24 protein-coding genes are annotated in these 23,729 nt (G+C 63.1%); 19 read left to right on the forward strand and 5 right to left on the reverse strand.

Annotated elements, in window-relative coordinates; translation table 11 throughout:
- Positions 1–134: 134 nt before the first annotated feature.
- Positions 135–806 carry a response regulator gene (locus GIB19_RS11730; RefSeq protein ID WP_099430299.1) on the forward strand — a complete coding sequence of 224 codons (672 nt, stop codon included), beginning with the start codon at positions 135–137 and terminating at the stop codon, positions 804–806.
- Positions 799–2,178 (forward strand): sensor histidine kinase, encoded by a 1,380-nt coding sequence (locus GIB19_RS11735; RefSeq protein WP_099430298.1) that lies wholly within the window; start codon positions 799–801, stop codon positions 2,176–2,178. The genes GIB19_RS11730 and GIB19_RS11735 overlap by 8 nt, the downstream gene beginning before the upstream one ends.
- Before the next feature lie 165 nt (positions 2,179–2,343).
- Here the strand turns inward: GIB19_RS11735 and GIB19_RS11740 are convergent, their stop codons facing one another.
- Together GIB19_RS11740 and ygfZ are read right to left on the reverse strand one after the other, a co-directional pair.
- A complete protein-coding gene (locus GIB19_RS11740) occupies positions 2,344–3,150 on the reverse strand; it encodes an HDOD domain-containing protein (protein WP_274886065.1) in 807 nt (268 codons plus the stop codon).
- 55 nt (positions 3,151–3,205) lie between these two features.
- Positions 3,206–4,147, reverse strand: coding sequence for a CAF17-like 4Fe-4S cluster assembly/insertion protein YgfZ (gene ygfZ / locus GIB19_RS11745; RefSeq protein ID WP_274886067.1), 942 nt, complete (start codon positions 4,145–4,147; stop codon positions 3,206–3,208).
- Positions 4,148–4,280: 133 nt separating this feature from the next.
- Between ygfZ and GIB19_RS11750 the strand changes: the two genes are divergently transcribed.
- The gene (locus GIB19_RS11750) at positions 4,281–4,535 is read left to right on the forward strand and encodes an FAD assembly factor SdhE (protein ID WP_027594141.1); all 255 of its coding nucleotides are present in this window, start codon (positions 4,281–4,283) and stop codon (positions 4,533–4,535) included.
- Positions 4,519–4,983, forward strand: a complete 465-nt coding sequence (locus GIB19_RS11755) for a protein YgfX (RefSeq protein WP_099430296.1) — start codon at positions 4,519–4,521, stop codon at positions 4,981–4,983. Before GIB19_RS11750 ends, GIB19_RS11755 begins: the two co-directional genes overlap by 17 nt.
- Before the next feature lie 296 nt (positions 4,984–5,279).
- Here GIB19_RS11755 and nadB read toward each other — a convergent pair whose 3' ends face one another.
- Complete coding sequence (nadB, locus tag GIB19_RS11760) at positions 5,280–6,884, reverse strand: L-aspartate oxidase (protein WP_099430295.1); 1,605 nt, start codon at positions 6,882–6,884, stop codon at positions 5,280–5,282.
- A 433-nt stretch (positions 6,885–7,317) separates the two neighbouring features.
- On the opposite strand from nadB, the gene rpoE reads away from it, so the two are divergent.
- The 10 genes from rpoE to pdxJ all read left to right on the forward strand — a co-directional run bounded on the left by rpoE (position 7,318) and on the right by pdxJ (position 17,314).
- Positions 7,318–7,899 carry an RNA polymerase sigma factor RpoE gene (gene rpoE / locus GIB19_RS11765; protein WP_003252049.1) on the forward strand — a complete coding sequence of 194 codons (582 nt, stop codon included), beginning with the start codon at positions 7,318–7,320 and terminating at the stop codon, positions 7,897–7,899.
- Between the two features lie 31 nt (positions 7,900–7,930).
- The gene (locus GIB19_RS11770) at positions 7,931–8,527 is read left to right on the forward strand and encodes a sigma-E factor negative regulatory protein (protein WP_099430294.1); all 597 of its coding nucleotides are present in this window, start codon (positions 7,931–7,933) and stop codon (positions 8,525–8,527) included.
- A gap of 8 nt (positions 8,528–8,535) precedes the next feature.
- Positions 8,536–9,501 carry a MucB/RseB C-terminal domain-containing protein gene (locus GIB19_RS11775; RefSeq protein ID WP_265968397.1) on the forward strand — a complete coding sequence of 322 codons (966 nt, stop codon included), beginning with the start codon at positions 8,536–8,538 and terminating at the stop codon, positions 9,499–9,501.
- 209 nt (positions 9,502–9,710) lie between these two features.
- Positions 9,711–11,117 carry a DegQ family serine endoprotease gene (locus GIB19_RS11780; protein ID WP_371097684.1) on the forward strand — a complete coding sequence of 469 codons (1,407 nt, stop codon included), beginning with the start codon at positions 9,711–9,713 and terminating at the stop codon, positions 11,115–11,117.
- A gap of 272 nt (positions 11,118–11,389) precedes the next feature.
- Positions 11,390–13,189 (forward strand): translation elongation factor 4, encoded by a 1,800-nt coding sequence (lepA, locus tag GIB19_RS11785; protein WP_085273580.1) that lies wholly within the window; start codon positions 11,390–11,392, stop codon positions 13,187–13,189.
- Positions 13,190–13,194: 5 nt separating this feature from the next.
- The gene (gene lepB, locus GIB19_RS11790; protein WP_027594147.1) at positions 13,195–14,049 is read left to right on the forward strand and encodes a signal peptidase I; all 855 of its coding nucleotides are present in this window, start codon (positions 13,195–13,197) and stop codon (positions 14,047–14,049) included.
- A 161-nt stretch (positions 14,050–14,210) separates the two neighbouring features.
- Complete coding sequence (rnc, locus tag GIB19_RS11795) at positions 14,211–14,900, forward strand: ribonuclease III (RefSeq protein ID WP_027594148.1); 690 nt, start codon at positions 14,211–14,213, stop codon at positions 14,898–14,900.
- A complete protein-coding gene (era, locus tag GIB19_RS11800) occupies positions 14,893–15,795 on the forward strand; it encodes a GTPase Era (RefSeq protein WP_099430292.1) in 903 nt (300 codons plus the stop codon). Before rnc ends, era begins: the two co-directional genes overlap by 8 nt.
- A 51-nt stretch (positions 15,796–15,846) precedes the next feature.
- Complete coding sequence (gene recO, locus GIB19_RS11805; RefSeq protein ID WP_027594150.1) at positions 15,847–16,530, forward strand: DNA repair protein RecO; 684 nt, start codon at positions 15,847–15,849, stop codon at positions 16,528–16,530.
- Between the two features lie 61 nt (positions 16,531–16,591).
- Positions 16,592–17,314 carry a pyridoxine 5'-phosphate synthase gene (gene pdxJ, locus GIB19_RS11810; RefSeq protein WP_446731379.1) on the forward strand — a complete coding sequence of 241 codons (723 nt, stop codon included), beginning with the start codon at positions 16,592–16,594 and terminating at the stop codon, positions 17,312–17,314.
- A 127-nt stretch (positions 17,315–17,441) separates the two neighbouring features.
- Here pdxJ and GIB19_RS11815 read toward each other — a convergent pair whose 3' ends face one another.
- Both GIB19_RS11815 and GIB19_RS11820 read right to left on the reverse strand, forming a co-directional pair.
- Positions 17,442–18,824, reverse strand: a complete 1,383-nt coding sequence (locus GIB19_RS11815; protein WP_099430290.1) for a heavy metal sensor histidine kinase — start codon at positions 18,822–18,824, stop codon at positions 17,442–17,444.
- A complete protein-coding gene (locus GIB19_RS11820) occupies positions 18,821–19,495 on the reverse strand; it encodes a heavy metal response regulator transcription factor (protein WP_027594153.1) in 675 nt (224 codons plus the stop codon). The genes GIB19_RS11815 and GIB19_RS11820 overlap by 4 nt, the downstream gene beginning before the upstream one ends.
- A gap of 239 nt (positions 19,496–19,734) precedes the next feature.
- On the opposite strand from GIB19_RS11820, the gene GIB19_RS11825 reads away from it, so the two are divergent.
- From GIB19_RS11825 to GIB19_RS11845, 5 genes are all read left to right on the forward strand, one after another.
- A complete protein-coding gene (locus tag GIB19_RS11825) occupies positions 19,735–19,938 on the forward strand; it encodes a hypothetical protein (RefSeq protein ID WP_099430289.1) in 204 nt (67 codons plus the stop codon).
- 401 nt (positions 19,939–20,339) lie between these two features.
- Complete coding sequence (locus GIB19_RS11830) at positions 20,340–20,723, forward strand: hypothetical protein (protein ID WP_274886098.1); 384 nt, start codon at positions 20,340–20,342, stop codon at positions 20,721–20,723.
- Positions 20,608–21,504 carry an alpha-xenorhabdolysin family binary toxin subunit A gene (locus GIB19_RS11835; RefSeq protein ID WP_274886183.1) on the forward strand — a complete coding sequence of 299 codons (897 nt, stop codon included), beginning with the start codon at positions 20,608–20,610 and terminating at the stop codon, positions 21,502–21,504. The genes GIB19_RS11830 and GIB19_RS11835 overlap by 116 nt, the downstream gene beginning before the upstream one ends.
- Positions 21,505–21,517: 13 nt before the next feature.
- Positions 21,518–22,513: an alpha-xenorhabdolysin family binary toxin subunit B gene (locus GIB19_RS11840; protein WP_274886099.1), complete on the forward strand. Its 996-nt coding sequence runs from the start codon at positions 21,518–21,520 to the stop codon at positions 22,511–22,513.
- Between the two features lie 144 nt (positions 22,514–22,657).
- Complete coding sequence (locus GIB19_RS11845; protein WP_274886100.1) at positions 22,658–23,728, forward strand: alpha-xenorhabdolysin family binary toxin subunit A; 1,071 nt, start codon at positions 22,658–22,660, stop codon at positions 23,726–23,728.
- Position 23,729: the final 1 nt, after the last annotated feature.

Consider the following 23,729-nt stretch of genomic DNA (forward strand, 5'->3'; position numbering starts at 1 on the left):
CGACCGTGGTGCGATGCTAGGTAACGAACCTTTCGCTAACCTTTCAGCGTGAAAGGTTTGTCAGAAGGGGCTTCACAGGCCGGTCGACAGCGGTACACTCCGCGCCACCGCCCCACCCGAGCAGGGAGAATCCGATGCGTGTGCTGCTGGTCGAAGACCACCTGCAACTGGCCGAAAGCGTGGCCCAGGCCTTGAAAAGTCACGGCCTGACCGTGGATGTACTGCATGACGGCGTGGCTGCCGACCTGGCCCTGGCCAGTGAGGAATATGCCGTTGCCGTGCTCGATGTCGGCTTGCCGCGCATGGATGGCTTCGAAGTGCTGGCGCGTTTGCGTGGCCGCGGCAAGACCCTGCCGGTGCTGATGCTGACCGCGCGCAGTGACGTTAAGGACCGGGTCCACGGGCTGAACCTGGGGGCTGACGATTACCTGGCCAAGCCGTTCGAACTGACTGAGCTGGAAGCCCGGGTCAAGGCCTTGCTGCGCCGCAGCGTGCTGGGTGGCGAACGCCAGCAGCGTTGCGGGCCGTTGGTGTACGACCTGGATACCCGGCGCTTCAGCCTGGGCGAGGACAACCTGACCCTGACCTCGCGTGAACAGAGCGTGCTCGAAGCGCTGATCGCCCGCCCAGGCCGGGTGATGAGCAAGGAGCAACTGGCCGCCCAGGTGTTTGGTCTGGACGAAGAAGCCAGCCCCGACGCCATCGAAATCTACATCCACCGCCTGCGCAAGAAGCTCGACGGCCACCTGGTGGCGATTGTCACCTTCCGTGGCCTGGGGTATCTGCTCGAGCATCGTGATGCGTGACAACGGCAGCTTGCGCGGGCGGCTGCTGGGCAACCTGGCACTGTTGCTGGTGGTGTTGATGCTGGCCAGCGGCCTGAGCGCCTACTGGAACGGCCGTGAAGCCGCCGACACGGCCTACGACCGGACCTTGCTGGCCTCGGCACGGACCATCGCTGCCGGCTTGTCGCAACGCGACGGCTCGTTGAGCGCGGACGTGCCCTATGTGGCCCTGGATACCTTCGCCTACGACAGTGCCGGGCGTATCTACTACCAGGTGCTGGACATCAAGCAGCGCTTGATCTCGGGCTACGAGAACCTGCCAGCGCCGCCGCCTGGCACGCCGCGCACCGACGACTACCCGGCGCTGGCGCGGTTCTACAACGCGACGTACCTCGGCCAGGACGTGCGCGTGGTCAGCCTGCTCAAGCCGGTCAGCGAGCCGAACATGAACGGCATGGCGGAAATTCGCGTGGCCGAGACCGAAGAAGCGCGGGTGCGCATGGCGCGCGGGCTGATGGCCGATACCCTGCTGCGCCTTGGGATGCTGGCACTGGGCGCCTTGGTGATGGTGTGGTTTGCGGTCAGTGCCGCGCTACGCCCGCTGGAGCGCCTGCGCACCGCCGTGGAAGAGCGCCAACCCGATGATCTGCGGGCTTTGCCGGTGGTGCAGGTGCAGCGCGAACTGGGCCCACTGGTGCGGGCCTTGAACCACTTTACCGAGCGCTTGCGCGGGCAGTTCGAGCGCCAAGCCCAGTTCATCGCCGACGCCGCCCACGAGTTGCGCACGCCCTTGGCGGCGCTCAAGGCGCGGGTCGAGTTGGGCTTGCGTTCATCCGAGCCGCAGGAGTGGCGGCAGACGTTGGAGTCGGCCGCCCAAGGCACGGACCGCTTGACCCACCTGGCCAACCAGCTGTTGTCATTGGCACGGGTCGAGAATGGCGCCCGGGCAATCGCCGAAGGTGGCGCGCAGCGCCTGGACCTCAGCCAGTTGGCCCGCGAACTGGGCATGGCCATGGCGCCCTTGGCGCATAACCGTGGCGTGGCATTGGCCCTGGAGGCCGAGGCGCCCGTGTGGCTAAAGGGTGAGCCGACCTTGCTCAACGAACTGCTGAGCAACCTGGTGGATAACGCCTTGGCGCACACCCCGGCCGGTGGCAACGTGATCCTGCGGGTGCTGGCGCCGGCGGTGCTGGAGGTCGAGGATGACGGCCCGGGTATTCCCGAGGAGGAGCGCGAACGGGTGTTCGAGCGCTTCTACCGCCGCAGTGCCCAAGGCAGTGGGCTGGGGTTGGCGATTGTCGGCGAGATCTGCCGCGCGCACCTGGCGCAGATCAGCCTGCACGATGGCGAGAAGGGCGGCTTGCGGGTGCGGGTGAGTTTTATCGCTGACTAGGGTTTCATTTCCATTGGCCCGTCGGCACTGTAGGAGCAGCCTTGTGCTGCGAAAGGGCCAGTGACTGCAGCGAAGATTTGCTGTGCTGTTACCGGCCTCTTCGCAGCACAAGGCTGCTCCTACCTGAATCGTGCAGGAGGGTAGGTGTCGCGGGCTTTTGGCGGCCTAGCGCAACAGGCTCCGCGCCTCAAGCAGCTCTTCGACTTCCAGTTCGGTGCCGAACGGCAGCCCCAGGTGTCGGTACGCCGGCAACGCGGCCAGTGGCCGGCTACGCCCACGTTGGCTGATGCAGCGGGCGATCTGCACGACGTCGATATAGTCGACCTTGTCGGTCTGCCGGTCGAGGTCCTGAACCTGGCTCGGCAGGTTGACCAATTGCTCGGGAAACTCCCACGCCTTGAGGATCTTGTCACCCAGCACGGGCTGGATCTGCTCGATCACGTAGTGCAGGCAGACCGGGTCGGACAGCAGCTCGTTGTGTTCTTCGGCGTAAATCAGCACCGGCAGGGCACCGATCTGGTTGACCAGCCCACCGAGGGTCGCCTGGTCGGGTTTGAGGTGGGTGAAGCGGCGGCAGATTTCGTAGCTGATGCCTGCCACTTCCAGGCTGTTGACCCAGATATCGCGCAGCTTTTGCTCAACAGCCGGCGAGCGGGCATGAAAGATCTGTTCGATCACCAGGCCGATGGCCAGGTTGCAGCTGTAGTTGATGCCTAGGCGAGTGATTGCGGTATGCAGGTCGGTGACCTCGACCGCAGCGCGCAACAGTGGGCTGTTGACGACTTTGATCAGGCGCGCCGAGAGGGCCGCGTCGCGACCGATCACCTTGCTCAGGGCCGACACGCTGATCTCGCTATCCTCGGCGGCCTTGCGGATGCTCAAGGCAACCTCGGGCAGGGTCGGCAGGACCAGGTCATCCTTTTCGATGGCATCGAGCAACTGTGCTTGAACCATCTCGGCCAGCTTGTTCATGGACTTCTCTACCGCAGTGGTGGTGCGGCCCCGTCACGCGGACGGGGCAGGCTGGTCAGCGCTGGATTTCCCGGTCGCGGTCCAGTTCGTAGGGCAGGCTCAGCACGTGCAGGCGTGGCCCTTCCAGGCTGCCCAGGTGCAGGTTGTCGTCGGCCACCGCATCGGCGCTGAGCACCGCGAGCAACTCGCAACCGGTACCGGTATTGGCCGCTATCACCACTTCACCGACCGACGAGCCATGGGTGGGCGAGAAAATCTCGGCACCTGGCGCGGGGATGTCCTGTTGATCGAGCGCCAGGCGATACTGACGGCGCTTGAGCTTGCCCAGGTACTGCATGCGGGCAACGATTTCCTGGCCGGTGTAGCAGCCCTTCTTGAAGCTGACGCCATCCACGGCCTGCAGGTTGATCATCTGCGGGATGAACAGCTCGCGGGTAGGGCCCATGACCTGGCCAATACCTGCGCGGATCTGGCCCAACAGCCAGTCGTTGAGGCTGCCTTCAGGCAGGCTGGCGGCGAGTGCCGCGCCTACGTTGGCGGCCTGCTCGGCAGGTACCCACAGCTCGACACGGCCTGCGGACACGGCGATGGCGATCAGGCCCTCGTGGCGCACGGTGGCGCCCGCTTCGACCGGCGGCGTCAAGCCCAAGGTTTGCAGCGCCGCCTCGCCGCCCTGCAGGCCAAAGCGCGCCCAGGCGGCGCTCTCGTCGCTGAGGGTGGCCTTGGAGAACACGGCGTACTTCTTGAGGTCGGCCAATTGGGCATCGAGCAGCTCACTGGCCATGGCCAGCAGGTAGCCATTGCCTTCGGGCACGATACGGAAACTCGACTGCATGCGCCCTTTGACCATGCAGCGGGCACCGAGGCTGGCATGTTCCTGGCTGAGGTAGTTGATGTTGCAGGTCAGCTGGCCCTGCAGGAACTTGCCTGCGTCGGAGCCGCGGACGGCGAGGATGCCCTCGTGGGACAGGGGGCTGAAGAAAGCGGAATCGGCCATGGGTCATCGCGGTGGCTAAAGACTGGCGGCCATCATAGAACGCCAGTAACAAAATAGGTAGGTGACTAGACCAACGCCCTGTGCCGCTTCGCTCGCCTGGCTGTATACTGGCGGGCCATTCGAGGAGGGCCCCATGGTCGAACAAACTGAACTCAACCGGCTTTTCTGGCACAGCCGCCGCGGCATGCTGGAACTGGACGTACTGTTGGTGCCTTTCACCCAGGAAGTCTACGCTACCCTCAACGAAGCCGACCGCGAACTCTATGTACGCCTGTTGAGCTGCGAAGATCAGGACATGTTCGGCTGGTTCATGGAGCGCACCGAGTCTGAAGACCCGGAGCTGCAGCGCATGGTCCGCATCATCCTGGACCGTGTCCAGCCCAAGTGAGTTTTTCGAAAGCCGTTGGCAAGGCTCGCGCCTGCTGCTGACGGCCTATCTGAGTTGCCAGGTGCTGGCGCTGTTCACCGTATGGGTGAGCGCGTTGCCCTGGTGGCTGTCCCTGGCGGCCACTGCCGCGTCTGTCGCCCACGCCTGCTGGGCCATCCCCCGACGCATTTTGCTCACGCATCCGCATGCGGTTACCGGGCTGCGCCGAGACCTGCTTGGTTGGCGGGTATTCAGCCGCGCCCAGGGTTGGCAGCCGGTGCGTTTGTGCCGGGACAGCGTTGCGTTGCCGGGGATGGTGGTCGTGCGGTTTGTGCGGGAGGGGCGTTGGCTGGGGGAGGGGCAGTGCGTCCCTAGGGATGCCCTCGGGGCTGATGAGCATCGGCGGTTGCGGGTAAGGCTGAAGTTCAGCCGGCGGCGCTGGGCTGAGGTGGGAGCGATTCAGGGCTGATAGGTTTTCACCGTGGCAGGTTCAGTGCCTGTGAGATCGAGCGCCGCCCGCGCGGCGCTTCGCAGCACAAGGCTGCTCCCACATCTGTTTCGGGCCAATTATTCCTGAGGCATTGGCGCGCGGCCCCTTGGCGCCTGACACGATATCGAGTCGAACAAACAAGGCGGTCGCGCGCCTCTCTCACAGGCTTTACTGGCCCGAAACAGATGTGGGAGCAGCCTTGTGCTGCGAAGCGCCGCGCGGGCGGCGCTCGGTCTCACAGGCGCTGCAGCTTTCAGACCAGACCGCTGCAGCTTTCAGACCGGGCTGAGGATGGTGTCTTTAGCCTCGTCCAGCATCCCCGGATAATCCAGCGTGTAATGCAACCCGCGGCTTTCCTTGCGCTGCATCGCCGAACGAATCATCAGTTCCGCCACTTGCGCCAGGTTGCGCAGCTCGATCAGGTCGCGGCTGACCTTGTAGTTGCTGTAGAACTCGTCGATTTCGTCGAGCAGCAGGCGGATGCGGTGTTCGGCGCGCTGTAGGCGCTTGCTGGTGCGCACGATGCCGACATAGTCCCACATGAAGCGCCGCAGCTCGTCCCAGTTGTGCGCGATGATCACATCCTCGTCCGAGTCGGTGACCTGGCTGGCATCCCAGCCAGGCAGGGCTTTGGGCATGTCGACCTGTTCCAGGTGCGCCTGGATGTCGGCGGCAGCGGCGCGGCCATAGACGAAGCATTCGAGCAGCGAGTTGCTGGCCATGCGGTTGGCACCATGCAGGCCGGTAAAGCTGGTCTCACCGATGGCATACAGCCCCGGCACGTCGGTATGCCCGCGGTCGTCCACCACTACACCGCCGCAGGTGTAGTGGGCTGCAGGGACTACCGGGATCGGCTGGCGGGTGATGTCGATGCCGAAGGCCAGGCAGCGTTCGTAAACGGTGGGGAAGTGGCCTTTGATGAAATCGGCCGGCTTGTGGGTGATGTCCAGGTACACGCAGTCCACACCCAGGCGCTTCATCTCGTGGTCGATGGCGCGAGCCACGATGTCACGCGGGGCCAGTTCTTCGCGGGGGTCGAAGCGCGGCATGAAGCGCTCGCCGTTGGGCAGGCGCAACAGGGCGCCTTCACCGCGCAGGGCCTCGGTGATCAGGAAGCTCTTGGCTTGGGGGTGGTACAGGCAGGTCGGGTGGAACTGGTTGAACTCAAGGTTGGCCACCCGGCAGCCCGCGCGCCAGGCCATGGCGATACCGTCGCCGCAGGCACCGTCCGGGTTGCTGGTATACAGGTAGACCTTGGCCGCGCCACCGGTGGCGAGCACGGTGAAGCGCGCCCCGTAGGTGTCCACTTCTCCCGTATTGCGGTTTAGCACATAGGCACCCAGGCAGCGCTCACCGGGCAGGCCCAGGCGGCGCTCGGTGATCAGGTCGACCGCCACGCGCTGCTCCAGCAGCTGGATGTTCGGGCGTAGGCGGGCCTGGGCCAGCAAGGTGGTGAAGATCGCGGCGCCTGTGGCATCGGCGGCGTGGATGATGCGCCGGTGGCTGTGGCCACCTTCGCGGGTCAGGTGGAACTCGAAGCCCCCATCGTCGACCCCGTGCTGTTCATCCCGGGTAAAGGGCACGCCTTGCTCGATCAACCACTGGATGGCTTCGCGGCTGTGCTCGACGGTGAAGCGCACGGCATCTTCATGGCACAGGCCGCCGCCGGCATTGAGGGTGTCCTCGACATGCGACTGTACGGTGTCGGTGTCGTCCAGCACGGCGGCAACACCGCCCTGGGCCCAATAGGTCGAGCCATTGGCCAGGTCGCCTTTGCTGAGTACGGCGATACGCAGGTGGCTGGGGAGGTTCAGTGCCAGGCTGAGACCGGCGGCGCCGCTGCCGATCACCAGGACATCATGTTGGAATTGTTGGCTCATGTCGGGACACTAGTAATCTACGGAAGGGGCACGGCACAATAGTCACGCGCCGATGGCATTGTGAAACTATCGTTAAACCAGGCCGGGTTGCCTTTATAGCAGCCCCGGGTGGCCAATTTCCATGCCACTTGCCAGGAAGCAGCGACCTTGTGGGAACTTTCCGACAGCTACGGAAATCCTATGAAGGCTGCCCGCACGCCACAAATGTCGCGGCGACGCACGGCGGCAGCTCTATTCGGGCTGACACCTGCGTATTCGAAACCTGATTATTGACGTTGCCGGCCGTGACCGCGCCGCGTCATCCGTGCGAGCCGACCAAGGGCTGCAGGAAACTTGCTTGGAGGGGAGAACTTTTGCGCAAAGCCCGAGTCTATGTTTGCAAGCCTGAACGATGGCTGTTGCAACGCTCCTTCGAGTCTACCGAGGAGTGTTCATGCTAACCCAGGAAGAGGATCAGCAGCTTGTCGAGCGCGTGCAGCGCGGTGACAGGCGAGCTTTCGATCTGTTGGTGCTGAAGTATCAGCACAAGATTCTCGGGTTGATCGTGCGGTTCGTTCACGACACCCACGAGGCCCAGGATGTAGCACAGGAAGCCTTTATCAAGGCCTACCGTGCGCTTGGCAATTTTCGCGGAGACAGTGCGTTTTATACCTGGCTGTACCGCATCGCCATCAACACGGCGAAGAACTACCTGGTGTCCCGTGGAAGACGGCCACCAGACAGTGATGTGAGCTCCGAGGATGCGGAGTTTTACGACGGCGATCATGGTCTCAAGGATCTCGAGTCCCCAGAGCGCTCGTTGTTGCGGGATGAAATCGAAGGCACGGTCCATCGCACCATCCAGCAACTGCCCGAAGACCTGCGCACGGCATTGACCCTGCGCGAGTTCGACGGATTGAGTTACGAAGACATTGCCAGTGTCATGCAATGTCCGGTGGGTACCGTGCGCTCTCGAATCTTCCGCGCTCGGGAGGCCATAGATAAAGCCCTGCAGCCGTTGTTGCAGGAAACCTGAGACAGCGGCTACAGCCAAGAGAGGAACCGCCATGAGTCGTGAAGCGTTGCAGGAATCGCTGTCCGCGGTAATGGATAACGAAGCGGACGAACTGGAATTACGTCGGGTACTGAGTGCCGTCGACGATGCCGAAACCCGTGCCACCTGGTCGCGTTACCAGGTCGCTCGCGCAGCGATGCACAAGGAACTGCTGCTGCCCAACCTCGATATCGCCTCGGCGGTGTCGGCAGCGTTGGCCGACGAAGCGGTACCGGCCAAGGTCAATAAAGGCCCATGGCGCAGCGTCGCTCGCCTGGCAGTCGCTGCCTCGGTGACGGTTGCCGTGCTGGCGGGTGTGCGCATGTACAACCAGGACGAAATCACCGGTGCAGAGCTTGCCTCCCAGCAACCTGCGCAGCAGGGGCTGAGCGTGCCACAAACTCAAGGCCCGGCGGTATTGGCAGGCTATAGTGAAAGCAGTGAGCAACCGACCGGGCCGATGGCCAACGGTGTGCTGCAGAACCAGGCCGGCTGGGATCAGCGTCTGCCAGGTTACCTGCGCCAGCACGCCCAGGAATCTGCGCTCAAGGGCAGCGAAACCGCGTTGCCGTATGCCCGCGCCGCCAGCCTGGATAACCCCGCTAAGTAAGGAGGATCATGCGCGCGCTACCTCTCCTGTCGCTGCTGATAGGCAGCTGCATGACGGTGCCAGCGTTGGCGGCCAACTCTTCGCCCGAGGCGAATGAGTGGCTGAACAAGCTGGCACAGGCCGAGCAAAAGCAAAGCTACCAAGGCTCTTTCGTCTACGAGCGTAACGGCAGCTTTTCTTCCCACGATATCTGGCACAGGGTTGAGGACGGCAAGGTCAGCGAGCGGCTGCTGCAGCTCGATGGCACTGCCCAGGAAATCGTGCGCGTGGATGGCAAGGTTGCGTGCGTCAGTGGTGCCTTGGTCAACGGCGTTACGACGCCGCCCGATGCGGCGCCGCGTGCGCTGGACCCCCTCAAGTTGATGGGCTGGTACGATCTGGCTGTGGCGGGCAAGTCACGTGTCGCCGGGCGCGATGCGGTGATCGTCACCCTCACACCGCGCGACCAGCACCGTTATGCGTTCGAGTTGCACCTTGACCGCAGCACCGGCTTGCCGCTGCGCTCGTTGATGCTCAACGACAAGGGGCAATTGCTCGAGCGCTTCCAGATGACCCGCCTCGATACCGATGACCTGCCTACCGCGGATGACTTGCGCCCCAGTGCCGCTTGCAAACCGGTGGAGCGGGGCACCAGTACCGGCCAGGAAACCGTCGCCGGCTGGCGCTCGGACTGGCTGCCGCCGGGTTTTGAGCTGGTCAACAGCTCGGTGCGCCGCGACCCGTCCCGCAACAGCACGGTCAGCAGCCTGATGTATGACGATGGCCTGGCGCGCGTTTCGGTATTCCTCGAGCCAGTCAACGACAACTCAGGCACCGACACACGCGTGCAACTCGGCCCAACCGTGGCGGTATCGCGCCGTCTGAACACGCCGAAGGGCAAGGTCCTGGTTACTGTGGTAGGTGAAATACCCCTGGGTACTGCAGAGCGCATTGCGCTGTCGATGCGGCCTCAGGATGCCCAGGCGCGGCAATGATGGCGTGCGCTTTTCAGGTGGTTTCCGGCGTGAGAGACATGCTCCTGAAATGAAATTAAAGCATTGTCATTTGCAATCTTTCCGTAAATTTTCTATAGGTCAGGCTTCTTGGAGCCTGGCCTTTCCTGCTTGTGCAGGGGCCTTACGCTAACCACGCTCGTTGTGACGGGAGCCGTATGTCTATACCACGCTTGAAATCCTACCTATCGATGTTCGCCGCCGTGCTCATGCTCGGCCAGGTGCTCACCGCCCAGGCCGAGGAAGCCCTGCCAGACTTCACCACGTTGGTCGAGCAAGCCTCGCCGGCCGTGGTCAACATCAGTACCAAGCAGAAGCTGCCGGACCGCCGCATCGCCGCAGGGCAGATGCCGGACCTCGAAGGCCTGCCGCCGATGTTCCGCGAATTCTTCGAGCGCAACATGCCGCAGCAGCCCCGCTCGCCGCGGGGCGATCGTCAGCGTGAAGCCCAGTCGCTGGGTTCGGGTTTCATCATTTCCAGCGATGGCTACGTACTGACCAACAACCATGTGGTGGCCGACGCCGACGAGATCATCGTCCGCCTGTCGGACCGCAGCGAGCTGCAAGCCAAGCTGGTCGGCACCGACCCACGCACCGACGTCGCGCTGCTCAAGGTCGAAGGCAAGAACCTGCCGACCGTCAAGCTGGGCGACTCCGAGAAGCTCAAGGTGGGTGAGTGGGTGCTGGCCATCGGTTCGCCGTTCGGCTTCGACCATTCGGTGACCAAAGGTATCGTCAGTGCCAAGGGCCGTACCCTGCCTAACGACACCTACGTGCCGTTCATCCAGACTGACGTTGCCATCAACCCGGGTAACTCCGGCGGCCCGCTGTTCAACATGCAGGGCGAGGTCGTGGGTATCAACTCGCAGATCTTCACCCGCTCGGGCGGCTTCATGGGCCTGTCCTTCGCGATCCCGATCGATGTGGCGATCGACGTATCCAATCAGCTGAAAAAAGACGGCAAGGTCAGCCGTGGCTGGCTGGGCGTGGTGATTCAGGAGGTCAACAAGGACCTGGCTGAGTCCTTTGGCCTGGACAAACCGGCCGGTGCCCTGGTGGCCCAAGTGCTGGAAGATGGCCCAGCCGCCAAAGGTGGCCTGCAGGTGGGTGACGTGATCCTGAGCATGAACGGCCAGCCGATCGTCATGTCGGCCGACTTGCCGCACCTGGTCGGCAGCCTCAAGGACGGCGACAAGGCCAAGCTCGAGATCATCCGCAACGGCAAGCGCCAGAACCTGGACGTCAGCGTCGGTGCGCTGCCGGACGATGACGCTGACATCGGTACGGGTACCGGTGCAGATGGCAGTGCCGAGCGCAGCAGCAACCGTCTGGGTGTTTCGGTCGCTGATCTCAGCGCCGAGCAGAAGAAAGCCCTCGAACTCAAGGGTGGCGTGGTCATCAAGGAAGTCCAGGATGGCCCGGCCGCATTGATCGGCCTGCGTCCAGGTGACGTCATCAGCCACCTGAACAACCAGGCCATTGGCTCGGCGAAGGAATTCACCGAGATCGCCAAGGACCTGCCGAAGAACCGCTCGGTGTCCATGCGCGTGCTGCGCCAGGGGCGTGCGAGCTTTATCACCTTCAAGCTGGCTGAATAAGCGGGTCTTCAGGTAGGAAAAGGGGCAGCGTTGGCTGCCCTTTTTCGTGGAATCTACGGGGAAATGGGCTGGTCCGATCGCCGGCAAGCCGGCTCCCACAGGTGGGGTGGAGGTTTGAGGTAAGGCGCTGCGGCGTTACGAAGTGGCTTGCCAGCGACACTGTCGGCACAGACAGCCGATCAGGAATCTCCCATATCCCTGCTGCTTGAGGTACAATTCCCGGCTATTTTTCGGCGGGCGTCCCGGCTCGCAGCCTTTTCGAGTGTTGACCCGTGAGTGATTTGAGTCATATCCGCAATTTCTCCATCATCGCCCACATCGACCATGGCAAGTCGACGCTGGCCGACCGTTTCATCCAGATGTGCGGTGGCCTGTCTGCGCGCGAAATGGAAGCCCAGGTCCTCGACTCCATGGACCTGGAGCGCGAACGCGGGATCACCATCAAGGCCCACAGCGTCACGCTTCATTACAAGGCGCAAGACGGCAAGACCTACCAGCTGAACTTCATCGACACCCCCGGCCACGTCGACTTCACCTATGAAGTCTCGCGCTCGCTGGCCGCCTGTGAAGGCGCACTGTTGGTGGTGGACGCCGGTCAAGGCGTCGAAGCCCAGTCCGTGGCCAACTGTTACACCGCCATCGAGCAAGGCCTCGAGGTCATGCCGGTGTTGAACAAGATGGACCTGCCCCAGGCTGACCCGGACCGCGTCAAGGACGAGATCGAGAAGATCATCGGCATCGACGCTACCGACGCCGTGGCGTGCAGTGCCAAGAGCGGCATGGGCGTCGACGAGGTGCTCGAGCGCCTGGTGCACACCATCCCCGCGCCGGTAGGCGAAATCGACGCGCCGCTGCAGGCGCTGATCATCGACTCCTGGTTCGACAACTACCTGGGCGTTGTCTCGCTGGTGCGCGTGCGCCAGGGCCGCGTCAAGAAAGGCGACAAGATCCTGGTCAAGTCCACCGGCAAGGTGCACCTGGTCGACAGCGTCGGCGTCTTCACCCCGAAACACACCCAGACCGCCGACCTCAAGGCCGGTGAAGTGGGCTTCATCATTGCCAGCATCAAAGACATTCACGGTGCACCGGTCGGTGACACCCTGACCCTGTCCTCGACCCCGGAAGTCGAAGTGCTGGCGGGCTTCAAGAAGATCCAGCCACAGGTCTACGCCGGCCTGTTCCCGGTCAGCTCGGACGATTTCGAGGACTTCCGCGACGCGCTGCAGAAGCTGACGCTCAACGACTCCTCGCTCCAGTACATGCCGGAAAGCTCCGACGCCCTGGGCTTCGGTTTCCGTTGCGGCTTCCTGGGCATGCTGCACATGGAGATCATCCAGGAGCGCCTGGAGCGTGAGTACGACCTGGACTTGATCACCACTGCGCCTAGCGTGATCTACGAGCTCGAACTGAAAACCGGCGAAACCATCATCGTCGACAACCCGTCGAAGCTGCCGGATGTTTCGTCCGTCACCGACTTCCGCGAGCCGATCGTCACCGCGACCATCCTGGTGCCGCAGGAGCACCTGGGTAACGTCATCACCCTGTGCATCGAGAAACGTGGCGTTCAGCGCGACATGCAGTTCCTCGGCAGCCAGGTTCAGGTGCGTTACGACATGCCGATGAACGAGGTGGTACTGGACTTCTTCGACCGCCTCAAGTCAACCAGTCGCGGTTACGCGTCGCTGGACTATCATTTCGATCGCTACCAGTCGGCCAACCTGGTCAAACTGGATGTACTGATCAACGGCGACAAGGTCGATGCCCTGGCGTTGATCGTGCACCGCGACAACGCGGCCTACAAAGGCCGTGCGTTGACCGAGAAGATGAAGGAACTGATCCCTCGGCAGATGTTCGATGTGGCGATCCAGGCAGCTATCGGCGGCCAGATCATCGCGCGGACAACCGTCAAGGCGCTCAGAAAGAACGTACTGGCCAAGTGCTACGGTGGTGACGTCAGCCGTAAGAAGAAACTGCTGGAGAAGCAGAAGGCCGGTAAGAAACGCATGAAGCAAGTGGGCAACGTGGAGATTCCACAAGAGGCCTTCCTTGCTGTGCTCAGGTTGGATAGCTAGGTCCTATGTCGCTAAATTTCCCGCTGTTGCTAGTCATCGCCGTAGCTGTCTGCGGCCTGTTGGGCTTGATCGACCTGCTGTTCCTGGCCCCGCGCCGGCGAGCGGCAATCGCCAACTATCAGGGGCGCGTCAATCCGCCCGAGATGGCGGTGGTCGAGCGCCTGAACAAGGAGCCGCTGCTGGTCGAATACGGCAAGTCGTTCTTCCCGGTGCTGTTCATCGTGCTGGTACTGCGCTCGTTTTTGGTCGAGCCGTTCCAGATCCCTTCGGGGTCGATGAAACCGACCCTGGAAGTGGGCGACTTCATCCTGGTGAACAAGTTCTCCTATGGCATTCGCCTGCCGGTGATCGACAAGAAGGTCATCGAGGTGGGTGACCCGCAACGCGGCGATGTGATGGTGTTCCGCTATCCGAGCGACCCGAACGTCAACTACATCAAGCGTGTCGTTGGCCTGCCGGGCGACCAGATCCGTTACACCAACGACAAGCGGCTGTACGTCAATGGCCAACCCATTGCCGAACAACTGGTGGGCACCGAACCGGGCACCTTGGGCAGCGCCGAGCTGTACAAAGAGAAGCTGGGCGAGGCCGAACACCTGATCCGCAAGGAGATGAGCCGTTACCGCATGCCGCCGGACCAGCAATGGACCGTACCGGCTGGCCATTACTTCATGATGGGCGACAACCGCGACAACTCCAACGATAGCCGTTACTGGGATGACCCGAACATTCCCAAGGAGCTGCACGGCATGGTTCCGGACCGGAACATTGTCGGCAAGGCCTTCGCGGTCTGGATGAGCTGGCCAGAGCCCAAGCTCAGCCATATGCCCAACCTGTCGCGGGTCGGCCTGATCCATTGATACCCTTCGGCGCTGTCCAGCAGACAGCGCCGAATGCATTTCTGACATAGGCTGTGTTCTCAGGGATCGAGAGTTTCGCCGCGTACAGCGGCGGACCACAGCCAAACAGTCTTTCAGGATGTTGATTTGAACAACGCGTTGAACAACGAACGGGTGGCCGCATGAGTGCTTCCCTCGCCGCACTGGAGCGAAAGCTCGGTTACACCTTCAAGAACCAGGACCAGATGCTTCTGGCCCTGACCCATCGCAGCTACGCCGGGCGCAATAACGAACGCCTGGAGTTTCTGGGCGACGCCATTCTCAACTTCGTGGCCGGTGAGGCGCTGTTCGAGCGCTTCCCGCAGGCCCGTGAAGGCCAGTTGTCGCGCTTGCGTGCGCGTCTGGTCAAGGGTGAGACCCTGGCCCGCCTGGCGCGAGGCTTTGATCTGGGCGAATACCTGCGCCTGGGTTCGGGTGAGCTGAAAAGCGGCGGTTTCCGCCGCGAATCGATCCTGGCCGATGCCCTGGAGGCGCTGATTGGCGCCATCTACCTGGACGCGGACATGCAGACCGCCCGGGAGCGTATCCTGGCCTGGCTGGCCGATGAATTCGAAAGCCTGACCCTGGTCGACACCAACAAGGACCCCAAGACCCGCCTGCAAGAGTTCTTGCAGTCGCGCAGCTGTGAGCTGCCGCGCTACGAGGTGGTGGATATCCAGGGCGAACCGCACTGCCGTACCTTCTTCGTCGAATGCGAAGTGGTGCTGCTGAACAACAAGAGCCGTGGTCAGGGTGTGAGCCGGCGTATCGCTGAGCAAGTCGCCGCTGCGGCTGCATTGATCGCCCTGGGCGTGGAGAATGGCAATGACTGATAACAACCCGACTCGCTGCGGCTACGTGGCCATTGTCGGCCGCCCCAACGTGGGCAAGTCGACCTTGCTCAACCACATCCTCGGGCAGAAGCTGGCGATCACCTCGCGCAAGCCGCAGACCACCCGCCACAACATGCTCGGCATCAAGACCGAGGGTGATGTGCAGGCGATCTACGTCGACACGCCGGGTATGCACAAGGCCAACGACAAGGCCCTGAACCGTTACATGAACCGTAACGCTTCGGCAGCCCTGAAAGACGTCGACGTGGTGATCTTCGTGGTTGACCGTACCCGCTGGACCGACGAGGACCAGTTGGTGCTCGAGCGCATCCAGTACGTCAGCGGCCCGGTCATCCTGGCGGTCAACAAGACCGACCGCCTGGAAGAAAAAGCCGACCTGATTCCGCACCTGCAATGGCTGCAGGAGCAACTGCCGAACGCGGAAGTGGTACCGATCTCCGCGCAACAGGGGCATAACCTCGAGGCGCTGGAAGGCCTGATCGCCAAGCACCTGCCGGAGAACGAGCACTTCTTCCCGGAAGACCAGATCACCGACCGCAGCAGCCGTTTCCTGGCCGCTGAACTGGTGCGCGAGAAGATCATGCGCCAGTTAGGTGCGGAGCTGCCGTACCAGATCACCGTAGAGATCGAAGAGTTCAAGCAGCAAGGGCACGTGTTGCACATCCATGCGCTGATCCTGGTCGAACGCGATGGCCAGAAGAAGATCATCATCGGTGACAAGGGCGAGCGTATCAAACGCATTGGCTCCGACGCGCGCAAGGACATGGAAGTGCTGTTCGACGCCAAGGTCATGCTCAACCTCTGGGTCAAGGTCAAAGGCGGTTGGTCCGACGATGAGCGCGCCCTGCGCTCGCTGGGCTACGGCGACCTGTAACCCTATAGCGGCCCGGATCTCTCCGGGCCGCTCTGCTTTCGGGCCACTCCCATGGAACAACCTGTCGGCCAGCCGGCCTATGTGCTGCACAGTCGTGCCTACAAGGAAACCAGCGCACTGGTGGACTTCCTCACGCCGCAAGGCCGTGTGCGGGCCGTGTTGCGCCGTGCGCGGGGCAAAGGTGGCAGCCTGGTGCGGCCGTTCGTGCCGCTGGAAGTGGAGCTGCGCGGGCGCGGCGAGCTGAAGAATGTCGGCCGCCTGGAGACACTTGGCATCGCCGCCTGGTTGCACGGCGATGCGCTGTTCAGCGGGTTGTACCTCAACGAGCTGCTCATGCGTTTGCTGCCCGCCGAAGCCCCTCACCCTGCACTGTTCGAGCACTACACCCTGACATTGCAGGCGCTGGCCGCCGGGCGCCCTCTGGAGCCGTTGTTGCGTTCTTTCGAATGGCGCCTGCTGGACGAGCTCGGTTATGCGTTTTCGTTGCAGCATGACGTGAACGACTTGCCGATCGCCGCCGATGGCCGCTACCGCTTGCGCGTGGATGCCGGGCTTGAGCGGGTCGAGTTGCTGCAGCCCGGGTTGTTCCTGGGGGGCGAGCTGTTGGCCCTGGCGCAAGCCGACTGGGAAGCCCCGGGGGCGCTGCTCGCAGCCAAGCGGTTGATGCGTCAGGCACTGGCCGTTCACCTGGGCGCCAAACCCCTGGTCAGCCGGGAACTGTTTCGCAAGCGCTGATCACGTCGTATGCTGTGGGGCTTAATCTTCAGGAGAGCCTTTCGTGACTCACAGCAACCGCATGCTTCTCGGCGTAAATATCGACCACGTGGCGACACTGCGCCAGGCCCGGGGCACGCGTTACCCTGATCCGGTCAAGGCTGCCCTGGATGCCGAAGAGGCGGGTGCCGACGGCATCACCGTGCACCTGCGCGAAGACCGCCGGCACATTCAGGAGCGTGATGTGGTGGTGCTCAAGGATGTACTGCAGACCCGCATGAACTTCGAAATGGGCGTCACCGAAGAGATGATGGCCTTCGCCGAGAAGATCCGCCCGGCGCACATCTGCCTGGTGCCCGAGACCCGTCAGGAGCTGACCACCGAAGGCGGCCTGGACGTGGCGGGGCAAGAGGCACGGATCAAGGCAGCAGTCGAGCGCCTGGCCCGCACCGGTGCCGAAGTGTCGCTGTTCATTGATGCCGACGAGCGGCAGATCGAAGCGTCGCATCGCGTAGGCGCGCCGGCCATCGAACTGCACACCGGCCGTTACGCCGATGCACAGACGCCGACTGAAGTCGCTGAAGAGCTCAAGCGCATCGCGGACGGTGTTGCGTTCGGGGTGGGCCAAGGGCTGATCGTCAATGCCGGCCATGGCCTGCATTACCACAACGTCGAGGCAGTCGCGGCGATCAAGGGCATCAATGAGCTGAACATCGGCCACGCGTTGGTGGCCCATGCGCTGTTCGTCGGCTTCAAGGCTGCGGTGGCGGAGATGAAGGCGTTGATTGTGGCGGCTTCGCGCTGATCGCAGGTTGACGGAACTGGCCTCATCGCCGGCAAGCCGGCTCCCACAGGTACAGCGCTAGCCTTGAAGCCTACGCAGTTCATGTGGGAGCCGGCGTGCCGGCGATGAGGACGGTACCAGCAGCCGGTCACTCGGCTCTGAACACCAGGGTAAACCGGGTTGGCCCTGCCGGGCTGCTCATCACCTCGACCCGCCCACCATGCAACTGCATGATCGACTTCACGATCGCCAGCCCCAGCCCGGTGCCCCCCTCAAGCCGTGAGCGCCCAGCGCCCACGCGATAGAAACGCTCGAACAACTGCGGCTGATGCTCTGCGGCAATCCCTACGCCCTCATTTTCCACCCAGACCCTGACATCGCTTGCGTGGCGCTCGATACCGAGGTCTATGCGCTTGCCTGCCGGCGCATGCCGAATGGCATTGCTCAACAGGTTCGACAACGCACGCTGGAACATCAGCCGATCACCCAAGGCCGTGCCCCAGCCCTGAAGGTGAAGCTCGATGTCCTCGAGCTCCGCGCTGATGGCAAACAGCTCCACCACCTGTGCAGCCTCATCGGCAAGCGCCAGGGGCTTGAGCGCCACCTGCGCCTGAGGCTGGCTAACCTGGGCGAGAAACAGCATGTCGTTGATGATGCGGTTGAGCCGGGTGAGCTCTTCGATGCTGTCCTCCAGCACTTCCCGGTAGTTGGCGTTGTCGCGCTCGCGGCTGAGGGTGACCTGGGCCTTGCCCATCAGGTTGCTTAGCGGCGTGCGTAACTCATGGGCAAGGTCGTCGGAAAACTGCGACAACTGTTGCACGCCTTGGTCGAGCCGGTCGAGCATCACGTTGATGGCCCTGGCCAGCTCGCCAAGCTCTTGTGGCAGGCCACTGTCGGGCAGGCGGTGGCTGAGGTCCTGGGCCGAAACCTGGCCGGCCACCCGGCGAAAATGGCGCAAGGGTTTCAGGCTGCGTTGCACCAGCTTCCAGGCGCCGATGCCGATCAGTATCAACAGCAAGGGCAGGGCGAGCAGGGTCGAGTGCAGGTAGGCCTGGAGCAGGGCGTTGTCGTCGGCGCGGTCGAGCGTCATCATCACCCGTACTGGTGTCTCGTCGCGCAAGCGCATCTGGCGTGTCGCAGTCAGCATTTGGTTACCACGGCTGTCGCGCCATTCGTGAAACGTCAGCCGGGCGCCGGTCGCCAGCGCGCCCACGCTCGACTCCAGGGCTGGGCCCAGGCTGAGCAGGTGCGGGTGGCGGCCCTCGAGCGCGAGCACGCTGAGGCTGAGGTTGTCGTGCCCCATGACCAGGTCGAGCAGGGGGTGGGCGCGACTGCCCAGGTCCTCGCTGCGCAGGTCGACACGCAGGTTATGTTCCACCTGCAACATCTTGCGCGCGAGGTCCTTGCGCGCGCGGCTGTCGAGCTCGTGGTCGAGCGCCAACACCGCCAGGCAGGCCAGCAGCAGCACCAGCAGGGCGCCCATCAGGGTCACGCTCAGGCCTAGGCGCAACGACAGGCTGGCAGTCTTCAATGGCGCGCCTCGAGCACATAGCCGACGCCGCGCAGGGTATGGATCAGCTTGTCTTCGAAGGGGTCGTCGATCTTCGCCCGCAGGCGCCGGATGGAAACCTCGACCACATTGGTGTCACAGTCGAAATTCATGTCCCAGACCAGCGAGATGATTTGCGTGCGCGACAGCACTTCACCGCTCTGGCGCATCAGCAGGTGCAGCAGGGAAAACTCCTTGGCGGTCAGGTCGATGCGCTTGGCGCCGCGCCAGGCCCGATGCCGGCCTGGGTCAAGTTCGAGGTCGGCGACCCGCAGGGTGGTGGGTTGCAGCGGCTGCTCATTGCGCCGCAGCAGGCTGCGGATGCGCGCCAGCAGCTCGGGGAATTCGAACGGCTTGAGCAGGTAGTCATCGGCGCCCAAGTCGAGGCCCTTGACCCGGTCTGCCAGGCGACCGTGGGCGGTGAGCATCATGATCCGCGTGGCGGATTCGGCGCGCAGCCGCTGGAGCACGCTCCAGCCGTCCAGCTCGGGCAAATTGACGTCGAGGATCACCAGGTCGTAGGCCTGTTGACGGGCCAGGTGCAGGCCGTCGATGCCGGTGTGGGCGCAGTCGACCACGTAGCCGTTCTCACGCAGCCCCTGCTGCAGGTAATCGGCGGTGCGCAGTTCGTCCTCGATGATCAGTAGACGCATGGTAGGGCTCGGTTGAATGAAAGACGGCGATTCTCGGCCCTGTAGTGGGAACAGGGTCAAGCGCCGGAATGTTACGCCATGCGGGCCCCGCACATCGCTGGATAACAGATTTGTAATCATGTCGCCATGTGCCGGTCAGCTGCCGCCCAGCTTGCAGGACTGTAATGTCCGCCTCACCTTGGTGTTAGCTGGCGTGCCCCAGGATGGCCTCATCTGAACCACTCGATGAGGTAACCCTGATGAACCTGACTCGGTATGTGTTGTGGGTGCTACTGGCGCTGGGCAGCACCAGCGCGCTGGCGGAGGGCGGCGCAGAACGCTCGCGGCAGTTCTGGGAGGCGTTCCGCGAAGACCAGCAACGCCTGCATGGCCAGCCGGACAAGGCGCTGGCGGAACGCCAGCGCAAAACCCAGCAAGCCACCGAAAAACTGGCCAAGGACTAATACCAGTCAGTTAAGCGTCATCGGCTGTAATTGGGGCTGCTGTGCAGCCCATCGCAGCGGTTCGGCGCCCCGACAAGCCAGCTCCTACAGGTGAGCGAGATTCACAATAACTACACTATTCCTGTAGGAGCTGGCTTGCCTGCGATGGACCGCGCAGCGGCCCCCTAAGCCCTAACTGACTGGCATTAGGCCAGGGACTGACTTCGACCTCCGCCTTTGCGTGCTCCCGCAACGACGGTTCGTTTGGCGCCCCAGGTGGGCGCCTGTTTTGCGTGTGCCAGGCGCAACGCCCGGTGCACCGCTGCAAATGGCGGAAAAACTGCCCGCTGCTGTGCCTCCTGTCGCTGCCTTAGCGTGGTCGGACCAAGCCTTCCCAGGGCTTGACTCGAGGAGACACGACCATGAGTACACAAACGGCTGAGTACGATCAGCTACAGGCGGAGGCGGCAAAGACACCGGCCAAGCTGATCCAGGCCATGGCCGAGCGCGATGGTGAGGATGAAGGCGGGCTGACCCTCAGCCGCGAGCACATCATTACCCTCAATCGGTATGTCAATTTTGTTTTCGGCCTGCCGTCGACCCCCGACAACCTGCAGCGCTGGCTGGGCTACACGCAGATCGACGAACCCGAACTGGCCCCCCGCCGGCATGACCACGCTGTTCGATGCGTTGCGTGGCCATGCGCGCAGTTGGGGCCCGCTTTCCGACAGCAACAAGAAGCTCGCCAGCGAACTGGCGTCCACGGCCGCGTCGATCAACGCTGCCGGGGAAACCATCGTCGATGAGTGCCGGCAGATTCGCGCGTTGGGCTCCGACATCAAGGCGTGGGACAAGGTCGTGCTGGGTACCCCGGTGAAACTGGACCGTGCCGACCAGCGGGCGGTTTCGTCGCTGGTCGATTACCTGCAGATCCTTCAGGAGGATGTGCAGCGCTACGCGGTGCGGGTCGCCACCGTGCGCGGCGAAACCGAGACGTTCCGCGATGCCGCGCGCTTCAAGCTGATCCCGGCGGTGAAACAGAAAGGTCAAGCGGTCGAGCGCACCAAGGGTGACGGTGTGGTGGAGCGCCTTCGCGTGCAGCTCAAGGAGCTGGACGACGAGATCGCTGCCTTGAGCAAAGAGTATGACCAGTACGTCAAGCAGGCCCTCAGCGGCCTGGTCGCAGGGCCGATCGGCGCGGTAATCACCGGCGGCATATACGGGAGCAAGGCCGAGAAGGTTCGCAAGGAGCGCAAGCGTCGCCAGGCAGAGCGGCGTGCTACCAGCGAGCAACTGCGCGTGCGGGTCAACCTGGAGGGCCGCATGGAAGAGATGGCGACCTTCGTCGACGAGCTCGATACCCGCTTGCAGGATGTGGTGACTGCGGCGTCCCACCTGCAGACCGCCTGGGAAATCGTCGGTGCGTACATCGACGCGTCGATCGGCAAGCTCGAACAGATCTCCGACAACCGCGCGCTGGCCAGGTTTGTCATTTATTTCCGGCAGTTCCTGGCGCAGTGGATCCAGATCGAAAAGACCTCCCTGCAACTGACCCGCATCTTCGACGACGCCGCTTCGGCCCATTAACAGGTGAATGACCATGAATGACAAGATCAGTGTGCTGCATACCCGCGCCAATCCGCCTGAATTGGGCAGCGTGTTGGGTGCAACGCGAAGCTTCACCGAAGCCTGGCAGCGCGGCGAGTTGAAATTTCAGCCGGTGATCCACGAGTCGCTGGAGCGCCATATGAAGCTGTTCATCAACTGCGCCGAGGTGATGGTGCGCAACGCCCAGCGCGTTGTCGCGGAGATCTCCAATGAACCACTGCGCGACATCCTCGACGCCCTGGAGGATGGCGATGATGAGGAGCTGCTGGCAATTGCTGCAGAAGTCGCCAACACGGTGAAGTCTCTACTGGGCACCCAGGTGGCCCACCTGGGCAAGGAACAGCAGGCGCTGGCCACCCTGGCAGCGCTGGCGTGGGCCCGCGACGAACAGCGGCTGCTCAAGCAACAGCAGGATCTGGCCAACCTGCACACCCAGGTAAGCGCCGAGCATGATCGCGAGGTACACAGCCAGTCGGCGATCGAGCAGGCCATTGCCACCCTGGAGGCCAATGGCTTGCAGACCCGCTTCGGCGGTGTCGTACCTTCGGCGCAAGACCTGGCCAAACTGGCCGTGCCTGGCGCTGAAGCCGCAGCGATAGCCGACGCCATGAACACGGCGGTGGAGCAGCTGCAAACCCTGCTTGGCGATGTCGTCGAAGGCATGCGCTACGCCCAGTTGCAGCAGGCGCGGCGGGCTGCCCGCGAGCGGGTGGCGAACCTGGTGCGGCAAGTGCGCGAACTCGATCAGCGTCAGCAGGTGGTGAGCGCGCAACTGGCGGCACTGCTAACGATGCCGCGTTTGCACGAGCAACGCTCCGAGTGGGACGCCGGCATCAATGTCGTGCGCCAGACCCTGGCCAACTTCGTGCCGCGAATAGGCACTGCGGCCCCCAGCAACGTTGCGCAGGTGCAAGCCCTGGACGACACCTTCAAGCAACTGCTGGCCTATCAGCGACAACTGCTCGAGCAGCACCGTCGCGGGCTGTAACGGCTTAGGCCGACCGTGCTCATCGGGCGCGGTCGGCTGCGCCATATCCAAGTGGATGAGAGTCGAACAATGAATCCCCGGACATTGAGTTTCCAAGAGCAGCAACAAAAGGCGATAGTCCTGCCTGGCGCCTTGATCGGCGCAATGGATGATCGTGAAGGACAGGGCCGGGCGGGCCTGATCCTGACCCGCGAATCACGCCAGACCCTCAGCGACTACAGCCAGCGCATGCTGGCGCTGCCGGGCGATCGCACGCAGACCTTGCGCTGGCTTGGCTACACCAGCATTGCCGAGCCAGAGTTGACGCCTGAGCGTATGCTCGCCATGTTCAAGCGGTTGCGCGCACACGGGCAAAGCTGGAGCCATCTGGAGCGCAGCACCCAGGCGGTCACCCTTCAGCTCGAGGCGCACGCCAGCCAGGTCGAGGATTGCGGGGCCGAGGTCGTGCAACTGGTCGCGCGCACGCGTGCGCTGGGGCCCAATCGACCTTCGTGGGACAGCCTGCGCGAGGCGCCCGATGTGCCGCTCGATGAGCATGACCGCACGTTGATCAGTTCGATGGCTGACCGGCTGATGGGCTTGCATGCGCTGATCGACGATTTCGACCTGCAGCTCGATCAAGTGCGGATAGGCTTCGAGCGCTTTCGCGACGAGGCGCGTTTCAAGCTACGCCCGGAAGTGGTGGAGAAGTGCCGAGCGGCAGCGCGCTTTTCACAGGCCCCGGATGGCGAAAACCTGGCCTGGGAGCTGGCCAGCCTGGATGAGGACATCAAGGCGGTGCGCAGTGAGTATGAGCGTTACTCCAGGCAATCCTCACTCGGCTGGATCGGCGGCCCTTTCGGCGCGTTGATCGGCAATTCTATATATGGCTCCAAAGCCAAGTCAGCGCGCGCAGAACTTCATCGCCTGGAGCATCGGCGCAGCGCAGTCAGCCACCAGTTGAGCGAGTTTCGTCGGGTGGAAGGGCGCGTACAGAAGGTGAACTCCAACATGGGCCAGCTGGAGCTCGACCTGTGGGATGTGGTGCTTGCGGCGGGTCACCTGCACACGGCCTGGCAAACCATCGAGGCCTACCTGGAAAGCGCGGCAGGCCACTTAGGGAAGATGAACACCCGCCAGCAACTGGCGGTGTTCATTTACTACTTCAGGCAGTTTCTCGCCCAGTGGGCAGGGATACGCGAACATTCCCGGGAGATGGCGAAGGTCTTCAACTAGG

This window comes from Pseudomonas sp. ITEM 17296 (assembly GCF_028895205.1).
Classification (GTDB): domain Bacteria; phylum Pseudomonadota; class Gammaproteobacteria; order Pseudomonadales; family Pseudomonadaceae; genus Aquipseudomonas; species Aquipseudomonas kermanshahensis.

Bases quoted from the DNA above. Each gene is read 5' to 3' on its own strand.
- GIB19_RS11730 (WP_099430299.1), top strand. From the start codon at position 135: ATGCGTGTGCTGCTGGTCGAAGACCACCTGCAACTGGCCGAAAGCGTG.
- GIB19_RS11735 (WP_099430298.1), top strand. From the start codon at position 799: ATGCGTGACAACGGCAGCTTGCGCGGGCGGCTGCTGGGCAACCTGGCA.
- GIB19_RS11740 (WP_274886065.1), bottom strand. From the start codon at position 3,150: ATGAACAAGCTGGCCGAGATGGTTCAAGCACAGTTGCTCGATGCCATC.
- ygfZ (WP_274886067.1), bottom strand. From the start codon at position 4,147: ATGGCCGATTCCGCTTTCTTCAGCCCCCTGTCCCACGAGGGCATCCTC.
- GIB19_RS11750 (WP_027594141.1), top strand. From the start codon at position 4,281: ATGGTCGAACAAACTGAACTCAACCGGCTTTTCTGGCACAGCCGCCGC.
- nadB (WP_099430295.1), bottom strand. From the start codon at position 6,884: ATGAGCCAACAATTCCAACATGATGTCCTGGTGATCGGCAGCGGCGCC.
- rpoE (WP_003252049.1), top strand. From the start codon at position 7,318: ATGCTAACCCAGGAAGAGGATCAGCAGCTTGTCGAGCGCGTGCAGCGC.
- GIB19_RS11770 (WP_099430294.1), top strand. From the start codon at position 7,931: ATGAGTCGTGAAGCGTTGCAGGAATCGCTGTCCGCGGTAATGGATAAC.
- GIB19_RS11775 (WP_265968397.1), top strand. From the start codon at position 8,536: ATGCGCGCGCTACCTCTCCTGTCGCTGCTGATAGGCAGCTGCATGACG.
- GIB19_RS11780 (WP_371097684.1), top strand. From the start codon at position 9,711: ATGTTCGCCGCCGTGCTCATGCTCGGCCAGGTGCTCACCGCCCAGGCC.
- lepB (WP_027594147.1), top strand. From the start codon at position 13,195: ATGTCGCTAAATTTCCCGCTGTTGCTAGTCATCGCCGTAGCTGTCTGC.
- rnc (WP_027594148.1), top strand. From the start codon at position 14,211: ATGAGTGCTTCCCTCGCCGCACTGGAGCGAAAGCTCGGTTACACCTTC.
- era (WP_099430292.1), top strand. From the start codon at position 14,893: ATGACTGATAACAACCCGACTCGCTGCGGCTACGTGGCCATTGTCGGC.
- recO (WP_027594150.1), top strand. From the start codon at position 15,847: ATGGAACAACCTGTCGGCCAGCCGGCCTATGTGCTGCACAGTCGTGCC.
- pdxJ (WP_446731379.1), top strand. From the start codon at position 16,592: ATGCTTCTCGGCGTAAATATCGACCACGTGGCGACACTGCGCCAGGCC.
- GIB19_RS11820 (WP_027594153.1), bottom strand. From the start codon at position 19,495: ATGCGTCTACTGATCATCGAGGACGAACTGCGCACCGCCGATTACCTG.
- GIB19_RS11825 (WP_099430289.1), top strand. From the start codon at position 19,735: ATGAACCTGACTCGGTATGTGTTGTGGGTGCTACTGGCGCTGGGCAGC.
- GIB19_RS11830 (WP_274886098.1), top strand. From the start codon at position 20,340: ATGAGTACACAAACGGCTGAGTACGATCAGCTACAGGCGGAGGCGGCA.
- GIB19_RS11840 (WP_274886099.1), top strand. From the start codon at position 21,518: ATGAATGACAAGATCAGTGTGCTGCATACCCGCGCCAATCCGCCTGAA.
- GIB19_RS11845 (WP_274886100.1), top strand. From the start codon at position 22,658: ATGGATGATCGTGAAGGACAGGGCCGGGCGGGCCTGATCCTGACCCGC.